The sequence below is a fragment of the Clostridium sp. JS66 genome (assembly GCF_033561535.1).
GTDB lineage: Bacteria > Bacillota > Clostridia > Clostridiales > Clostridiaceae > Clostridium_AM > Clostridium_AM carboxidivorans.
This window is the reverse complement of sequence record NZ_CP131467.1, coordinates 5,277,327-5,291,860: the sequence shown is the minus strand read 5'-3', so window position 1 is coordinate 5,291,860 and position 14,534 is coordinate 5,277,327. Positions and strand designations below refer to the sequence as shown.

Sequence of the window (14,534 nt, the reverse complement as noted above, 5' to 3'; positions counted from 1 at the left end):
TTAAATTGGATTTAGCACCAATTATATTATTTTGCTATAATAGGCCTGAACATACGAAAAAAACAATTGAAGCTTTAAAAAAGAATAATCTGGCGAAAAATAGTGATTTACATATTTTCTTAGATGGCCCTAAAAGAGATGAAGATAAAGAAAAAATAAATGAGATTGAAAAATATATTAATGAAATAGAAGGTTTTAATAAATGTTATTTATATAAGTCCAATAATAATAAAGGTTTAGCTAATTCAGTAATAGATGGAGTAACACAAATAATTAATGAATGTGAAAAGGCAATAGTTTTAGAAGATGATATAGTCACATCTAAAAAATTTTTATTATTTATGAACGAAGCACTAAACTTTTATAAAAATGATACAAATATTTACTCTATATCTGGGTATAGTATACCAATTGATATACCAGAAAGTTATAAAGAAAGTGTCTACCTTTCATATAGATCTATGTCCGGGTCATGGTCGACGTGGAAAGATAGATGGAATAAAATTGATTGGGAAATTAAGGATTATGATGAATTTGTGAATAATTTAAGAAATGTAGATAACTTTAAACGTGGTGGAGATGATATGCCACAAATGCTTAAGATGCAAATTGAGGGAAAAATTGATTCATGGGCAATAAGATGGTGCTATAATCAATATAAGAATAGACAGTTTGCAGTTTTGCCAATAAAATCATTAGTAAGTAATATTGGATGGGATGGTTCAGGAACTCATAGTGATAAAACAAACAGATATGATAATGAATTGGATGAAGAGTATACATGGAGTTTTAAAAATGATTTGCAGGTTGATTCTGATATAGCTAATAGATTTAGAAAGTTTTATTCATTACAACTTCCAGAAGAAAAATTAAAAATGCAAAGAGAAGTAAATCTTTTTTTATTAAAATGGATTGATAGCTTAATTGAAAATAAATATATAAGTATGAAAATTAAAGAAAAATACAATGTTAACAGCATTTCAATATATGGATGTGGAACAATAGGTATTAGACTATATAGACAATTAAAAAAAGAAAACATTTTGAAGATTAATTGTTTTATAGATAAAAATACAAATCAAAACTTTAACGATATAAAATGCTTGAATGTAAATGAATATTTAAAAGAGTATACAATGAAAGAATTAATTATTGTTTCACCATTTTATTATTATGATGAGATATTGAAGAATATTATGGTAATTTCAAATAAAGTGAAAGTTGCTTCGATTGAAGAAGTTATTAAATAGTGTTGCAGTAATGTTTCTTGTTTAAAAAGAGGTGTGACAATATGAATAATTATAAAGAAAAAGTGGTAGTTTTTGGAGTGGGAGATTACTTTGTTAAATGTAAAAATATAATAGAAGGGGAATATAATATTATTGCTTTCACTGATAATGACATAAAAAAGCAAGGTGGAGTTTATGAAAATAAAGATATAATAGCACCACAAAAACTATTAGATTATGTATATGATAAGATTGTAATTACTAGTAGCTATGAAACTGAGATTGAACAACAATTAATAAAATTAGGAATAGAAAGTAAAAATATTGTTACTTCAGAAACAATATTAAAAAGAAATTTATTAAAAAATGAAAACTATATTATTATGGGGAAAGAAGTGGATAATTTTATTAAACGGATAAAATTATTATTTTGCATAGATACATTAAATGGTGGTGGGGCAGAGAAAGTAACTGTAAATTTACTAAATAATATAGACTATAATAAATATGAAGTAGAACTATTCGTTGTATTTCAAAATGGAATATATTTTAATGAAATAAATAAGCATGTAAAAATAAAGGTACTTATTGATGAAAGTGTTCCTATATGTTTGGCAGAAAATTTTATAAAGAGAACTAGTAACAAAGAACTATATAAGTACTTTATTAATAAAAGCTATGATGTTGAAGTTGCAAGTATAGAAGGAATAGCGACTAAAATAATATCAGGTTCTACAAATAAAAATTCAAGAAAAATAGCATGGTTACATTCTGACATAAAAAATTATAATATCACTTTAAAAAGATTCTTAAATATCAGAGAACAAGAAGAATGTTATAAGAAATTTAACACAATAGTAGTAGATTCCAAAGGTTGTAAAAAAAGTTTGTTAGATGTCTTCAATTTAAATGAAAATAACGTAAAGGTAGTTCCCACAATTATAGAAAGTGAAAATATAATAAGGTTAAGCAATGAACAAAATATAAGTTTTAATAAATTTACGTTTTGTTCAGTAGGGGCACTTACTCCAGTAAAAGGATTTGATAGATTAATTAATATTATTTATAGATTAGTTAAAGAAGGATTTGATTGTAACTTATTAATATTAGGGCAAGGAGAAGATGAAAATAAACTAAAAGAAATGGTAGGAAAATTGAATATAAAAGATAATGTGAGTTTTTTAGGTTTTGTGAGTAATCCGTATATTTATATAAAAGCTTGCAATGTATTTGTTTTATCCTCACTATCAGAAGGATTATCATCAGTTGTATGTGAAGCTTTGATATTAGGAAAGACAGTTATATCAACAGATTGTAGTGGTACAAGAGAATTACTTGGAGAGAGCTCTTATGGAATTGTAGCTGACAATTCTGAAGAAGGTTTATATGCCAATATGAAAAGAGTAATGAATGATAGCAGTGTAATAAGGTATTATGAAGAAATGGCTAAAGTGAGAACTGAACTATTTAAAAAAGAAAAAATTATAGCTGAAGTTGAGAAGATTATAGATAATGATAGAAAATTAAAAGCTTAATTAGTGAATTGTAGAGGAGGATTATTATGTATATAAATAATGGAATCGATTATATTAAATTTTTAAAAAAGAAGAATGTAATTATTTTTGGTGCAGGTGGACAGGGAAAGAGAATACAACATTCATTAGATATTAATGGAATTAAAGTCTTGAGCTTTTGTGATAATGACAAAGGTAAGGTGAATACAAAATTAAATGGCATAAATATTATAGATTTTAATCAATTAAGTTCTTTAGACTTAACGAATAAAATGATTGTTATCGCAAGCATATTCAGAAAAGAAATTGAAGAACAACTTATGGAAAATAATATTTTTAATTATATAGATTGGACTGAAATAGATTTTAGTGGAGTAAATGAATCATATTATGATGAAAATTATTTTAATTGGCAAAAAAGTATTGGTGAATTATCGGCGAAAGTAAGTGATTTGAAAAAGTATATTGGAGTAAATGATTGTGTATTAGATTTTGGCAGTGGTGGAGGATATTTTTTAAATAATATACAAGCTAAAGCGAAGATAGGAATAGAAATTAATGATTATGCACGAAAATTTGCTGAAGAAATGGGTGTAAATAGTGTAAAATATATTGAGAACATTGAAGATGATTTTGCGGATGTAATAATTTCGACAAGCACTTTGGGACATTTGGAGAATCCTCTAGGAATTTTAAAGGCCTTAAAAAATAAATTAAAAGCTGGTGGAAAAATAATAGTTCAAGTGCCACATCATTGTACGAATGAAAAATACCAAAAAAACGCTATAAATAATCAATTTTTTACATGGAATGAGTTAACTTTAGGAAATTTATTTAAACAAGCTGGATACTTTATATATCAAGTCGAAACAATATATTCAAAATGGCCAGATAACTACTTAGAAATGTATGAAAGAATGGGAAAAGAAGAATTCAATCAATTAAGCAAGTTAGTAGGAACTGTAGAAAAAGTAGCTAGTATTAGAATTATAGCATATAAATAAAAAGTTCTAAAATAAAGGAATGATTAAAATGAAGGTGATACAAGTTTGAATAAAGTTTTTTCTATAATAATTCCAACATATAATTGTTCAGAATTACTAAGAGTAACATTGGCATCTATTTTATCTCAAAGAAAAGAATTATTTGAATGCATAATAGTGGATGGAAAATCTACAAACAGCACTATGGATGTAATTTTAGAGTATAGTAATATGTATCCTGGTATAATTAAATTTATATCTGAGACTGATAATGGGATATATGATGCAATGAATAAAGGTATTGATTTAGCAACAGGTGAATACCTTTATTTTATAGGTGCAGGAGATATCTTAGTTGAAAATTGTCTTGAAAAGGTTAAAAATAAATTGAATTATAAATTAGAAATGATATATGGAAAAGTGTATTTTAATGATAAAGATAGAATCTATGGGCAAGAACTAGAAAAGCACCATATTATAAACTTTAATATATGCCACCAAGCTATTTTTTACAATAGGAATATATTTAGAATTCTTGGAAAATATAATTTGAGATATTCAGTCTATTCAGATGCGGAATTTAATCTGAGATGTTTTTCAAACAGTAGTATAAAGAAAGAATATATAAATGTTTTGATATGTAAGTATCTAGGTAATGGATTTAGTGAAAAAAATACAGATATAAGCTTCAAACAGGACTTTAATAAAATTATTTATAACTATTTTGGAAAAGGATATTTAAAAGAAGAATTTAATGATTTAATAAACATCAATCGAATAAATAAGAAGATAATTGGATGGAGTGCAAGTACAGGATATTATGAACTTGCTAGTAAATACAAATTAAATATTAATTATTTTGTAGATTCAGATATAAAAAAAAGGAATAATTGTGTAAATGGCATACCTATATATTCACCAGAAAAGTTAAAATTAGAAAATAAAGATGAAGTTTATATTTTAATTTTTAGTAATACATATTATTTTGAGATTAAGGCTTGGTTAGAATGTAATGGATTTAAGGAAAATGTTAATTATGTATATTGTTCTAAAAATTTTTTGGATTTGGTGCATTCAATATAAAGGAGGTGATTTAGTTGAAAATAGCTATGTTATTAGATAATCCGTTTACAGAGAAGTTACCGTATCCTAAAAGAGTTTACTATGAAGCAAAAAGCTTAGTTAATTTAGGACATGATGTAACAATATATTGTAAAAATGAGTTAGACCTGAATTTACCAAAAGATGAAGTTATGGATGGAATAGTTATAAGAAGATATTTTGATTATTTTTTAGGAACAAGTGTTTTAATTGATAAATACTTAGATGCACATATAAAGTTATATAATAGCATAAAAGAAGAATATGATGTTTATCATTGTCATGATACTAATACATGGCCTATAGGATACATATTAAGTAAAAGAGATAACGCAAAATTTATATGTGAAACTCATGAGTATTTTCCAGATTTTATTTGTAAGGAATGGCATATTGAAAACATACTTAAATATGAATTAAGCAAAAAACTTGTATTAGCTAGAGGAAATTATATTAGAATGGCAGATAAGGTAGTAGTAGTGAGCCAACCAACGGGTGATAAATTAAAAGAATTATATAAGTTACAGAATGAACCAGTAATAATATATAATACAAGACCACTAAAACATAAAGTTCATTCTGACAAAAACTATGAAATAGACAATATTGTTAGGAAAAAATATAGTATACAGGATAATGTGAAGATATTAATGTTCCAAGGTATTGTTGAGGTATCGAGGGGCATAGATGTGTTAGTTAAAATTATGAAATATATAAATAATGCAGTATTAATTATAGCTGGTGTTGACAGAAATAATTATGCAGATGAATTGAAGAATATAGCTATAAACGAGGGTATACTAGATAAGGTTATTTTTACAGGCTTTATGCCATCAGATGAACTATTGGAATATTCTATGTGTGCAGATGTGCTTTTATATTTTGGAAAACCTTTAGTGGAAAATATGGAATTAACTATACCAAATAAATTTTTTGACTATATTTTGGTTGGGAAACCAATGATTGTATCAGATTTGTATTCATTAAAGCAAATTGTTGAGAAATATGAAATAGGAGAAATAATAGATATACATAATGTTAATATACAAAATATTTCTTCTGTAGTGAATAATTTTTTAAATAATGATGAGAAGATAAAAGAATATAAATGTAATTTAGAATATGCTAGAAAAGTTTTTTCATGGGAAGAACAAGAAAAGAAGCTATTTAAAATGTATGATGAACTTAATTTATAAAAAGGTGGATGGATATGAATATATTACATATAACTACATTTTTACAAGGAGGAGCAGGTAGGATAGTAAGAGATTTAGCATGTCATCAAAAAACGAAAAATAATAATGTTTTTATAGTATCAAGTGAAACAGAAGAATCAGGATATTGTAATTATAAGGAATATATAGAAGAACTTTTAAATGCGGATATAAGTGTATTTAAATTTGATTCTACATTTAAAAGAGATATATACTTAAATCTAAATGTGGTAGAAAATGTTAGGAGAATTATAAAGGATAATGATATAGAAATAATTCATGCGCATGCAGCAGTACCTGCGTTTGTAGGTATTAATGCAAGACTAGGGACGAGCAAATATATACCAGTAGTACAGACTATGCATGGATGGGGGATAAATAAAAGTCCAGAACAAGAAAAAATGGATATAACAATTATGAATAGTCTTGATAAGGTGATTACAGTTTCAAAATCAGATAGAGAGAGGATTATAAGGAAAGGTGTTATTCCTAGTTTAATCAGTACGATATATAATGGCATAAATGATGAGTGTATAGATATAGAAGATGATTTGTCCAAAATATTTAGGAAACTAAAAAAATCAGGATACAAAATAGTAGGGTGTATAGGAACTATTTATAATAGAAAAAACCAAAAAATATTAATTGATGCAATAAGAATACTAAAAGATAATGGATATTCTAATGTTATAGGGGTATTTATAGGAGATGGAAGCGAAATAGAAAAATTAAATAAATTAGCTAGTGAATATAATATTAAAGAAAATATTATATTTTGTGGATATAGACCTAAAGCTGCAAATTATATAAAGTTCTTTGATTGTCTTTCATTACCATCTTTGAGTGAAGGATTTGGGTTAGTTATAATTGAAAGTTTTCGTGAAAAGACGCCTGTTATAGTAAGCGATATTGATGTATTCAAGGAAATTGTTAGGAATAAGGTTAATGGATATATGTTTAGCAGTAATAATGCTTATTCATTATATAATTATTTAAAATATGTCATTTTTGAAGCAACATTTGAGGAAAAAGACAGTATAATTAAACAGGCTTATAAGGATTTTGAGAATAAGTATAAAAAAGACGTTATGCTTAATGAGTATTTAAAATTATACATAGAATTGACGAGTTATAGCTAGAAAATAAATATTATATTAATCAGTTATAGTGTTGTAGATTACTCCTACATGACTTGCAGATGCTCGTAACAGTGTATATAAAAGTATAGATTATTATTATGATGTACCTATTATTGATATACAGGATTATGTGCATAGATATATAGGTAAAGAAAAATTTGCATATAATTAACAAAATAACTATTAAAAAGCAGATACAATAATAACAGGGTGTGAGTTTAATAATCCAGGTATTATAAGCTATGAAAAGGCAACTTTTTATGGTAACTGGAGAGAAGAAAATACAAATATATCGCAAATAGAGGTAGCAGCAGTTTCTGATACTGTTGGAGATTGCTTAGAGTTTAGCTTTAGTGGAAAATGTATTGCAATAACTACTTTCCTTTCACAGGAAAGTGGATGTATGGAAATAAATATAGATGGAGTAAATTATTTTCTAGATTTATATACTAATTTGCCACCTTATTTTTCTTCTGCAATAAATTTATTTAACTTAAAAGAAGGAAATCATAATATGATAATCAAAGTAAGCGATAGAAAGAATTCTGCTAGCAAAGGAAATAAAGTAACAGTAGGATCTTTTTTGGTAGATATGAGCTATTGAAATATAAAAAATAAGTTGCATTTTATAATGTAACTTATTTTTATTTATAAAGAACATGAAGATTTTACCGATAATAAGAATATATTGGTCAGATATGGAAAGAAGGTGAGTTAGTGTTTGTTGGAACTTTGAATGCTTTAGACTATGTTCATAGGTTAAATAAAAATAGTAAAAGGACTGGTGAGGTTTCAGAAAAGGTATCCTCAGGAAAAAGATTAAACAAGGCTGCTGATGATGCTGCAGGCGTTACTATTAGTGAAGGAATGAGGGCACAGATAAGAGGCTTGTCACAAGGTCAAAGAAATACTCAGGATGGAGTTTCTTTACTCCAAACTGCAGATGGTGCAATGCAGGAAATAAGTGATCAGATGAAAAGAATGAAGGAAATTTCTGTAGAAGCTGCTAATGGCACTTGTGTTGATGAGGATAGACAAAATATAGGAAAAGAGTTTGATGAATTAAAAAATGCTATACAGGGAATCGTAGATACTACTGAGTTTAATGGTATAAAGTTGTTAGATAAAAATAAGTCTTTAATTATTCAGACCAAGGATAATCCTTATATGGAGTATACTGTTAAATTGTATGATACTAATAATTCTACTACAGGTATAAATACTTTAAGTGTAAATACACAGGCAGGTGCATTTAATTCTATTTCTGAATTGGATAAGGCTATGGATATGGTAGCAAGTAATAGAGTGAAAGTTGGTATTGATCTTAACAACCTTCAGCATGAAATAAATGGTGCTAGTAATACGGAAATCAATACTACATCATCATTATCTATTATTGAAGATGCTAATATGGCAACATCTTTAATGGATTTAGTTAAGAATGAGGTTATTACAAATTACAGTCAATCCATGTTTACAACTGCAAATTCAAGTCCTAAGTATATAGCTCAACTTTTAAGCTAACTATAGTTAATTAAGATATATAACGTGCCAATTTTGTTCTTTTATAAAATTATATAAGAGAAAGTTTGTATGAATATTAGTTTGACATATAAAAGTAAGGTAATCCGTTATATAAAATATATTGTTAATAATTTTGTAAAATGCTATTATATAAAGTATAAATTAAAATAGTTTTAAGGTGGTGATTTATATGCAAATACAATCATACTCGACATCATACTACAATCAATCTATTGCTAATATGCAAAAAGCTATGCTGCGAATATCTACGGCTAGTAAGCTTAATAGTGCTGCTGATAATGCTGCTAATCTTGCTATATCGGAAAGTTTGCAGAGCCAAAGCAGAGGGTTGGATCAGGCAGTTAGAAATACTCAAGATTCTATTTCTTTATTAGATACAGCTGAAGGTTCAATGGGTAATAGTTCAGATGTTTTACAGCGAATGAGAGAATTAAGTGTACAAGCTAGTAATGGTACTTTAACTGATGAAGATCGTTCCAATATTCAACAGGAAATGGATCAATTGAAGGATCAATTAGATTCAAATGCAAAGAATACTCAGTTTAATGGTATATACACTAATAATGGAACATTGAGTAACTTTACAACACAAACAGGAGCAAATAATAAAGAAAATTTATCCATGTCTATAGGTAATGTTTCTAGTTCTGCATTAGGTGTCAATGCTAATGTTTCAACACAATCAGCAGCTTCAGATAGTTTGAAGAGTATTGATGATGCTATCAATAAACTTTCATCTTCACGTGGTGAAATTGGAGCAGTGACTAATAATCTTAGCTACAGTATGGACAATGCATCTCAAACATCACTAAATTATCAATCAGCTAATTCCAATTATAAAGATGCTGATATTGCCAAGGAAATAAGCTTATTTAATCAATCAAATATAGGATTATACTCCAACATAATGGCATTATCAAGTGGAATTCAGCAGCAAAATTTTATATCTACATTAGTATAGAAGAAAATTAAAGTGGAAAACTACTAATTTTAAATGTGAATTTTACAATTGTACAATACTTATAGTAAGGTATATGACAAAATAACTATAAGGGGAGGTATATTTATGGATATAGCATCATTATCAACAGTAATGAGTCAATCTAAAGCTATGGAGCAAGCAAGCATTTCAGTTATGAAAATTGCTATGAATACTAGCCAAGAAAATTTGCAAGGTGTGACAGATATGATTGAAGAAGCAGCTATTCCTGATTTAGGACAAAACCTAGATATAAGAGGGTAATATAATAAATAAAATTAATATGAGCTTATAGTGTTTTTATTTTCAAGCTCAGTATTGTAAATTTTTAATCAACTGCAGAACTAAGGTTTTGCAGTTTCTTTTATAGTATGCAGGAAAAATAACAAAGTAAAAAGGTTATATATTAAAAGTTAACATATGCTAGAATATATTAGTACATATAATTAAATTTAAAATGCCCGAGGTTGGTAGGTGAAACACATGAGAATTTGTATCAGAGCCGATGGTGGAAGTAATATAGGTATGGGACATATAATAAGGACCATTGTTTTAGCACAGGAGTTTAAAAATAGGGGTAATGAGGTGTTTTATGCATGTAAGGTAGACAAAACTTTAAGTGAAAAATATAAAGCTGGTATTGAAAAAATAAAAGAAGAGGGCTTTGAAGTTATAGAGCTAAATGAAAAAAGTTTAAAGAATGATATAAGAAATATAAATGCAGATTGCATAATTACAGATAGCTATGATGTAGATGAAGAATACTTTGATATTGTTAAAGAAAGCTTTAAAGTAAGTGGATGTTTAGATGATGAAAATATTTGCAAGTATTTTAATGTGGATTTTTTGATAAATCAAAATCCTTATGCTGAGACTTTAAACTATAAAGTTAATAGCTGTACAAAAATGTTATTGGGTACTAAATATGCTATTTTAAGAGATGAGTTTAGAAATGTTAAGAAAAAAAATATTAATAAATATATAAGAGATATAATGATTACTGTAGGTGGAAGTGATAACAATAATTTGAGTGAGAAAATTATAAAAAGCTTTAAAAATTTAAAAGAATGTAATATCCATCTAGTAGTTGGTAGCGGATTTAAATATAAGGATGAGTTAAAAAAATACGAAAGTAATAATATAAAGTTATATGAAAATGTAATTATGTCGAAATTAATGAAGAGATGTGATGTAGCTGTTTCTTCATGTGGAAGTACTTTGTATGAATTAGCTGCTTGTGGTACTCCTACTATAGGCATAGTTGTGGCAGATAACCAAGTTATGGCTGCAAAAGCTATGGATAAATTAGGAATAATAAAATATGAATCTATAGAGAATATAGATAAAACTTTAAAAACCTTAACAGAAGAAAAAAGAAAACAAATGAGTTCAATAGCTGTGAAGTTAGTTGATGTAAATGGATATAAAAATATAGTTAATAATATTCAAGAAATATTCCATACAATATAATACTTATAGCTTTTTAATAAATAAAAAGTGAAAAGATATTGTTTTTAATTGTGAATTCTAGAAAGGGGATTTAGTATATGAACATATTAGTTACAGGAGGAGCAGGCTTTATTGGACGCTGGGTGGTAAAAAAATTATTAGAAGATGAACACAATGTTATAGTGTTAGATAATTTATCCAATGGAAGAATGGAAAACATACATGAGTTTCAAGAAAATAAAAATTTTAAATTTATAAAAGGCGATATAAAGGATCAGGAAACTTTAAATGAGGTTTTCAAGGAAAAGTTTGATATAATATATCATCTTGCTGCATCTATAAATGTTCAAGATAGTATAGATGATCCAAGAACAACTTTTTTTAATGATACAGTAGGAACTTTTAACATACTTGAAAAAGCTAAAATACAGATGTTTGGAAAAAACGGAAAAATGGATGGAGCTGGTTGGGTATTGGATTCTAATGAAGATACATACCCTTGTAAAGTGGTATTTATGAGTACCTGCATGGTATATGATGTAGCCGGAGAAGCTGGGATAGATGAAAAGCATCCAGTAAAGCCAGTATCACCCTATGGAGGAAGTAAAATAGCAGCAGAAAATATGGTGCTTTCCTATTACAATGCATATAAGTTACCAACTGTAGTTATAAGACCATTTAATACATATGGACCATTCCAGAAAACTGGTGGAGAAGGTGGAGTAGTGGCCATATTTATAAATAATTCAATACATGGCAGGGATATTAATATATACGGATCTGGTGAACAGACAAGGGATCTTTTATATGTAAAAGATTGTGCAAGATTTATAGTAATGTCAGGTTATTTGGAGAAAGTTAATGGAGAAGTTGTTAATGCTGGAACTGGAAGAGATGTTACTATAAATGAATTGGCAAGAATTATTACAAAGGATAGAGTTAAAGTAAATCATATTAAACATATTCACCCTCAAAGTGAAATTATGAAGCTAAAATGTAAATATGATAAAGCTAAACAACTTATACATTGGGAGCCAGAGTATACCTTAGAGCAAGGAATAAAAGAGACTGAAATGTGGATAAAAGGTACTAAACTCTTAAAATAATAAATATAGAATAGAATTTAATAATTTATTTAAATTCTATTCTATAAATAGTAAAAGTTATACATAGGCATCTACTTTAGAGTTTTTAGAATCTTTTTTGTCAGCTTTTTCCTTAGAAACAATGCTTTTACTATTCTCTGATGTATTATCAGTTTCATTAGAAGATTTAGTTATTTTGTTTTGTGTAGTAGCTTTTGAGCCATTACTAATTTCTTTCATTTTAGATGAAATTTTTTCATCTAGTCCGTCTATGTTTATTGACAATTTATTCATTGTATTTATCTGACTTTTAGAATAAGTTCCTGTTTTTGGATCAGGTTCACTTAAAATAACATTAATTTGTTGAGACATATTAGACTTAATATTTCTCATTTTTGATAGCTCAGAAATGTTAGAAAAAATGTTTATTAATTTATTTGTTTGTTCTGAAGTTTCGTTATATTTATCATCATTTTTTGTTTCAGATGGATTCGCATCTTTTTTTTGTTCCTTGTCTTTTTCTTTCTTGTGAGTTAATTTTTCCATTTTAATTTTGGAAATTTCAGTATTTAGATCATTAAGTTGTTTATTTAAATCATTAATAGTAGATTGTTTGGTTTTATCATCTGTACCGTCAGCTTCAAGTTTTTTAATTCGATCCATTAATGTTTCCTTTTGTTTTTCCAAAGCTTCCATTACTTTATCGTTAGCACTAAGACTATTCTTTGGATTTTTTTTATTTAATTTGTTATTAGCCAATACACTATAATTTAGTGGTTTCGTTTGATTTGAAACTATATTCATTTAATCATCTCCAAAATAGTTTTTAATTATCATTATTTCCTTAAATTACTTATCGTTAAAAATATGGAAAACTTAAGGAGATTTAAGATGGTAAAATGTTTTATTGTAACTAGATTTATTAATATTTGATAGAAATTTATATATTGAATTTTTAACAATGAAATGTTAAACTCATAAAAATATGATAAACTTGAAGGTTATAAAATAAATGAGAAGATTTTGGAAACTATGGAATTAGTATTTTATAGTTTATTTTTGTTTAAATATGGTAAAATGTATATTGATAACAAAGCTTATATACGAGATTACTCTGTAAGTATTTTAGAAATATGTAATATTAATTTTGAATAGAGTTAAAGTTTTAGATGAGGTAGAGTATTATTTAATTTATTATAATTTAAACTTAGGAGTGAGTTGAATGAAGTTACAGCCTATTACTAAATTAAATGGTGATGAAATATTAGGAAAAAATATATTTACCAATGATGGTAGAATATTGCTTAAAGCAGGTGTTAAGCTCAATGGTGTCTATGTAAGAAAAATGTTGGAAATGGGAATTTTCTATGTATATGTTGAGGATGAAAGATTGTCAGATGTTAATGTAGAAGATGAAAAAATAAGCCGTTTAAAGCAAACGACTTTAGAAAATATGTCTAGGATAATGAAAAATACATCTATGGTATCAGATAAAAGGGTGATGAATGAGTATATAAAAGTTGTAGAAGATCTTATAAGTTACATACAAAGAGATGCAGATGTAAATCAGAGCTTGTATGATATTCAAACGTACAGCAATATTACTTATGTACACAGTATAGATGTATGTATTATGTCTACTTTTATAGGCACTGCCATGAAGCTGGATTCAAATTCCATTAAGGAATTAGGGGTTGCAGCTATTCTTCATGATATTGGAAAAATTGCATTACCTAAAAGTATATCAAATAAGGAAGGAAATTTTACAGAAGAAGAATTAAAACAATTTAAGGAACATCCTTATTTGGGAGCAACTATTTTAAAAAAGAATTTGAGAATATCAGATACTATAGTAAAAGCTGTTCAACAGCACCATGAGAGAATGGATGGTAAAGGATATCCTTATGGAATGGAAGGAAAATCTATATCAAAATTTGCACGCATAATTACTATAAGTGATGTTTACGATACTATAACTAATAGCAGGGAGTATAAAAAATCATTTACACCTAATGATGCTTATGAATTGATATTAGCAGGCAGTGGCACTATTTTTGATAAGGATATAGTAAAAATATTTAAAAAATCCTTTTCAGTATATCCACTTGGATGTTGTGTAAAATTGTCTGATGGTGTGGAAGGATATGTAGTAAGACAAAATGAAAATTTTCCGGATCGTCCTGTAATTAGAGTTATTTATGATAGCCAAACTAAAGAAGATATAGAACCTTATGAAATAGATTTGGTAAAAAATATAAGTTTGGTAATAAAGAGTATTGTATAAACTGCAATTCGC

Annotated in this window: 14 protein-coding genes; 13 read left to right on the top strand and 1 reads right to left on the bottom strand. The window is 27.0% G+C overall.

Features of this window, described 5'->3' with window-relative positions; all coding sequences use genetic code 11:
* Positions 1-5 precede the first annotated feature (5 nt).
* The 12 genes from Q6H37_RS24520 to Q6H37_RS24465 all read left to right on the top strand — a co-directional run bounded on the left by Q6H37_RS24520 (position 6) and on the right by Q6H37_RS24465 (position 12,259).
* The gene (locus tag Q6H37_RS24520) at positions 6-1,250 is read left to right on the top strand and encodes a glycosyltransferase (RefSeq protein WP_318737309.1); all 1,245 of its coding nucleotides are present in this window, start codon (positions 6-8) and stop codon (positions 1,248-1,250) included.
* 41 nt (positions 1,251-1,291) lie between these two features.
* Positions 1,292-2,764, top strand: coding sequence for a glycosyltransferase (locus tag Q6H37_RS24515; protein ID WP_318737308.1), 1,473 nt, complete (start codon positions 1,292-1,294; stop codon positions 2,762-2,764).
* A 26-nt stretch (positions 2,765-2,790) separates the two neighbouring features.
* On the top strand, positions 2,791-3,747 hold the full coding sequence (locus tag Q6H37_RS24510; RefSeq protein WP_318737306.1) for a methyltransferase domain-containing protein: 957 nt from the start codon (positions 2,791-2,793) through the stop codon (positions 3,745-3,747).
* 45 nt (positions 3,748-3,792) lie between these two features.
* Positions 3,793-4,809, top strand: coding sequence for a glycosyltransferase (locus Q6H37_RS24505; protein ID WP_318737304.1), 1,017 nt, complete (start codon positions 3,793-3,795; stop codon positions 4,807-4,809).
* A 14-nt stretch (positions 4,810-4,823) separates the two neighbouring features.
* The gene (locus Q6H37_RS24500; RefSeq protein ID WP_318737303.1) at positions 4,824-6,023 is read left to right on the top strand and encodes a glycosyltransferase family 4 protein; all 1,200 of its coding nucleotides are present in this window, start codon (positions 4,824-4,826) and stop codon (positions 6,021-6,023) included.
* Positions 6,024-6,037: 14 nt separating this feature from the next.
* Positions 6,038-7,180: a glycosyltransferase family 4 protein gene (locus tag Q6H37_RS24495; RefSeq protein WP_318737302.1), complete on the top strand. Its 1,143-nt coding sequence runs from the start codon at positions 6,038-6,040 to the stop codon at positions 7,178-7,180.
* Between the two features lie 403 nt (positions 7,181-7,583).
* Complete coding sequence (locus tag Q6H37_RS24490; protein WP_318737301.1) at positions 7,584-7,784, top strand: hypothetical protein; 201 nt, start codon at positions 7,584-7,586, stop codon at positions 7,782-7,784.
* Between the two features lie 113 nt (positions 7,785-7,897).
* Entirely contained in the window at positions 7,898-8,704 is an 807-nt protein-coding gene (locus tag Q6H37_RS24485; RefSeq protein WP_318737299.1) for a flagellin, read from the top strand.
* 190 nt (positions 8,705-8,894) lie between these two features.
* Entirely contained in the window at positions 8,895-9,686 is a 792-nt protein-coding gene (locus tag Q6H37_RS24480; RefSeq protein ID WP_318737298.1) for a flagellin, read from the top strand.
* A 105-nt stretch (positions 9,687-9,791) separates the two neighbouring features.
* Positions 9,792-9,968, top strand: coding sequence for a YjfB family protein (locus Q6H37_RS24475; RefSeq protein ID WP_318737296.1), 177 nt, complete (start codon positions 9,792-9,794; stop codon positions 9,966-9,968).
* A gap of 219 nt (positions 9,969-10,187) precedes the next feature.
* A complete protein-coding gene (gene pseG, locus Q6H37_RS24470; protein WP_318737294.1) occupies positions 10,188-11,174 on the top strand; it encodes a UDP-2,4-diacetamido-2,4,6-trideoxy-beta-L-altropyranose hydrolase in 987 nt (328 codons plus the stop codon).
* Between the two features lie 77 nt (positions 11,175-11,251).
* On the top strand, positions 11,252-12,259 hold the full coding sequence (locus Q6H37_RS24465) for a dTDP-glucose 4,6-dehydratase (protein ID WP_318737293.1): 1,008 nt from the start codon (positions 11,252-11,254) through the stop codon (positions 12,257-12,259).
* Positions 12,260-12,316: 57 nt separating this feature from the next.
* Here the strand turns inward: Q6H37_RS24465 and Q6H37_RS24460 are convergent, their stop codons facing one another.
* Positions 12,317-13,042, bottom strand: a complete 726-nt coding sequence (locus Q6H37_RS24460) for a hypothetical protein (RefSeq protein ID WP_318737291.1) — start codon at positions 13,040-13,042, stop codon at positions 12,317-12,319.
* A 418-nt stretch (positions 13,043-13,460) separates the two neighbouring features.
* Between Q6H37_RS24460 and Q6H37_RS24455 the strand changes: the two genes are divergently transcribed.
* Positions 13,461-14,522 carry an HD-GYP domain-containing protein gene (locus Q6H37_RS24455; protein WP_318737290.1) on the top strand — a complete coding sequence of 354 codons (1,062 nt, stop codon included), beginning with the start codon at positions 13,461-13,463 and terminating at the stop codon, positions 14,520-14,522.
* The last annotated feature ends 12 nt before the right edge of the window (positions 14,523-14,534 follow it).

Coding starts and splice junctions, on each gene's coding strand:
- Q6H37_RS24515 (WP_318737308.1), top strand. CDS start 1,292: ATGAATAATTATAAAGAAAAAGTGGTAGTTTTTGGAGTGGGAGATTAC.
- Q6H37_RS24510 (WP_318737306.1), top strand. CDS start 2,791: ATGTATATAAATAATGGAATCGATTATATTAAATTTTTAAAAAAGAAG.
- Q6H37_RS24495 (WP_318737302.1), top strand. CDS start 6,038: ATGAATATATTACATATAACTACATTTTTACAAGGAGGAGCAGGTAGG.
- Q6H37_RS24490 (WP_318737301.1), top strand. CDS start 7,584: ATGGAAATAAATATAGATGGAGTAAATTATTTTCTAGATTTATATACT.
- Q6H37_RS24480 (WP_318737298.1), top strand. CDS start 8,895: ATGCAAATACAATCATACTCGACATCATACTACAATCAATCTATTGCT.
- Q6H37_RS24475 (WP_318737296.1), top strand. CDS start 9,792: ATGGATATAGCATCATTATCAACAGTAATGAGTCAATCTAAAGCTATG.
- pseG (WP_318737294.1), top strand. CDS start 10,188: ATGAGAATTTGTATCAGAGCCGATGGTGGAAGTAATATAGGTATGGGA.
- Q6H37_RS24465 (WP_318737293.1), top strand. CDS start 11,252: ATGAACATATTAGTTACAGGAGGAGCAGGCTTTATTGGACGCTGGGTG.
- Q6H37_RS24460 (WP_318737291.1), bottom strand. CDS start 13,042: ATGAATATAGTTTCAAATCAAACGAAACCACTAAATTATAGTGTATTG.
- Q6H37_RS24455 (WP_318737290.1), top strand. CDS start 13,461: ATGAAGTTACAGCCTATTACTAAATTAAATGGTGATGAAATATTAGGA.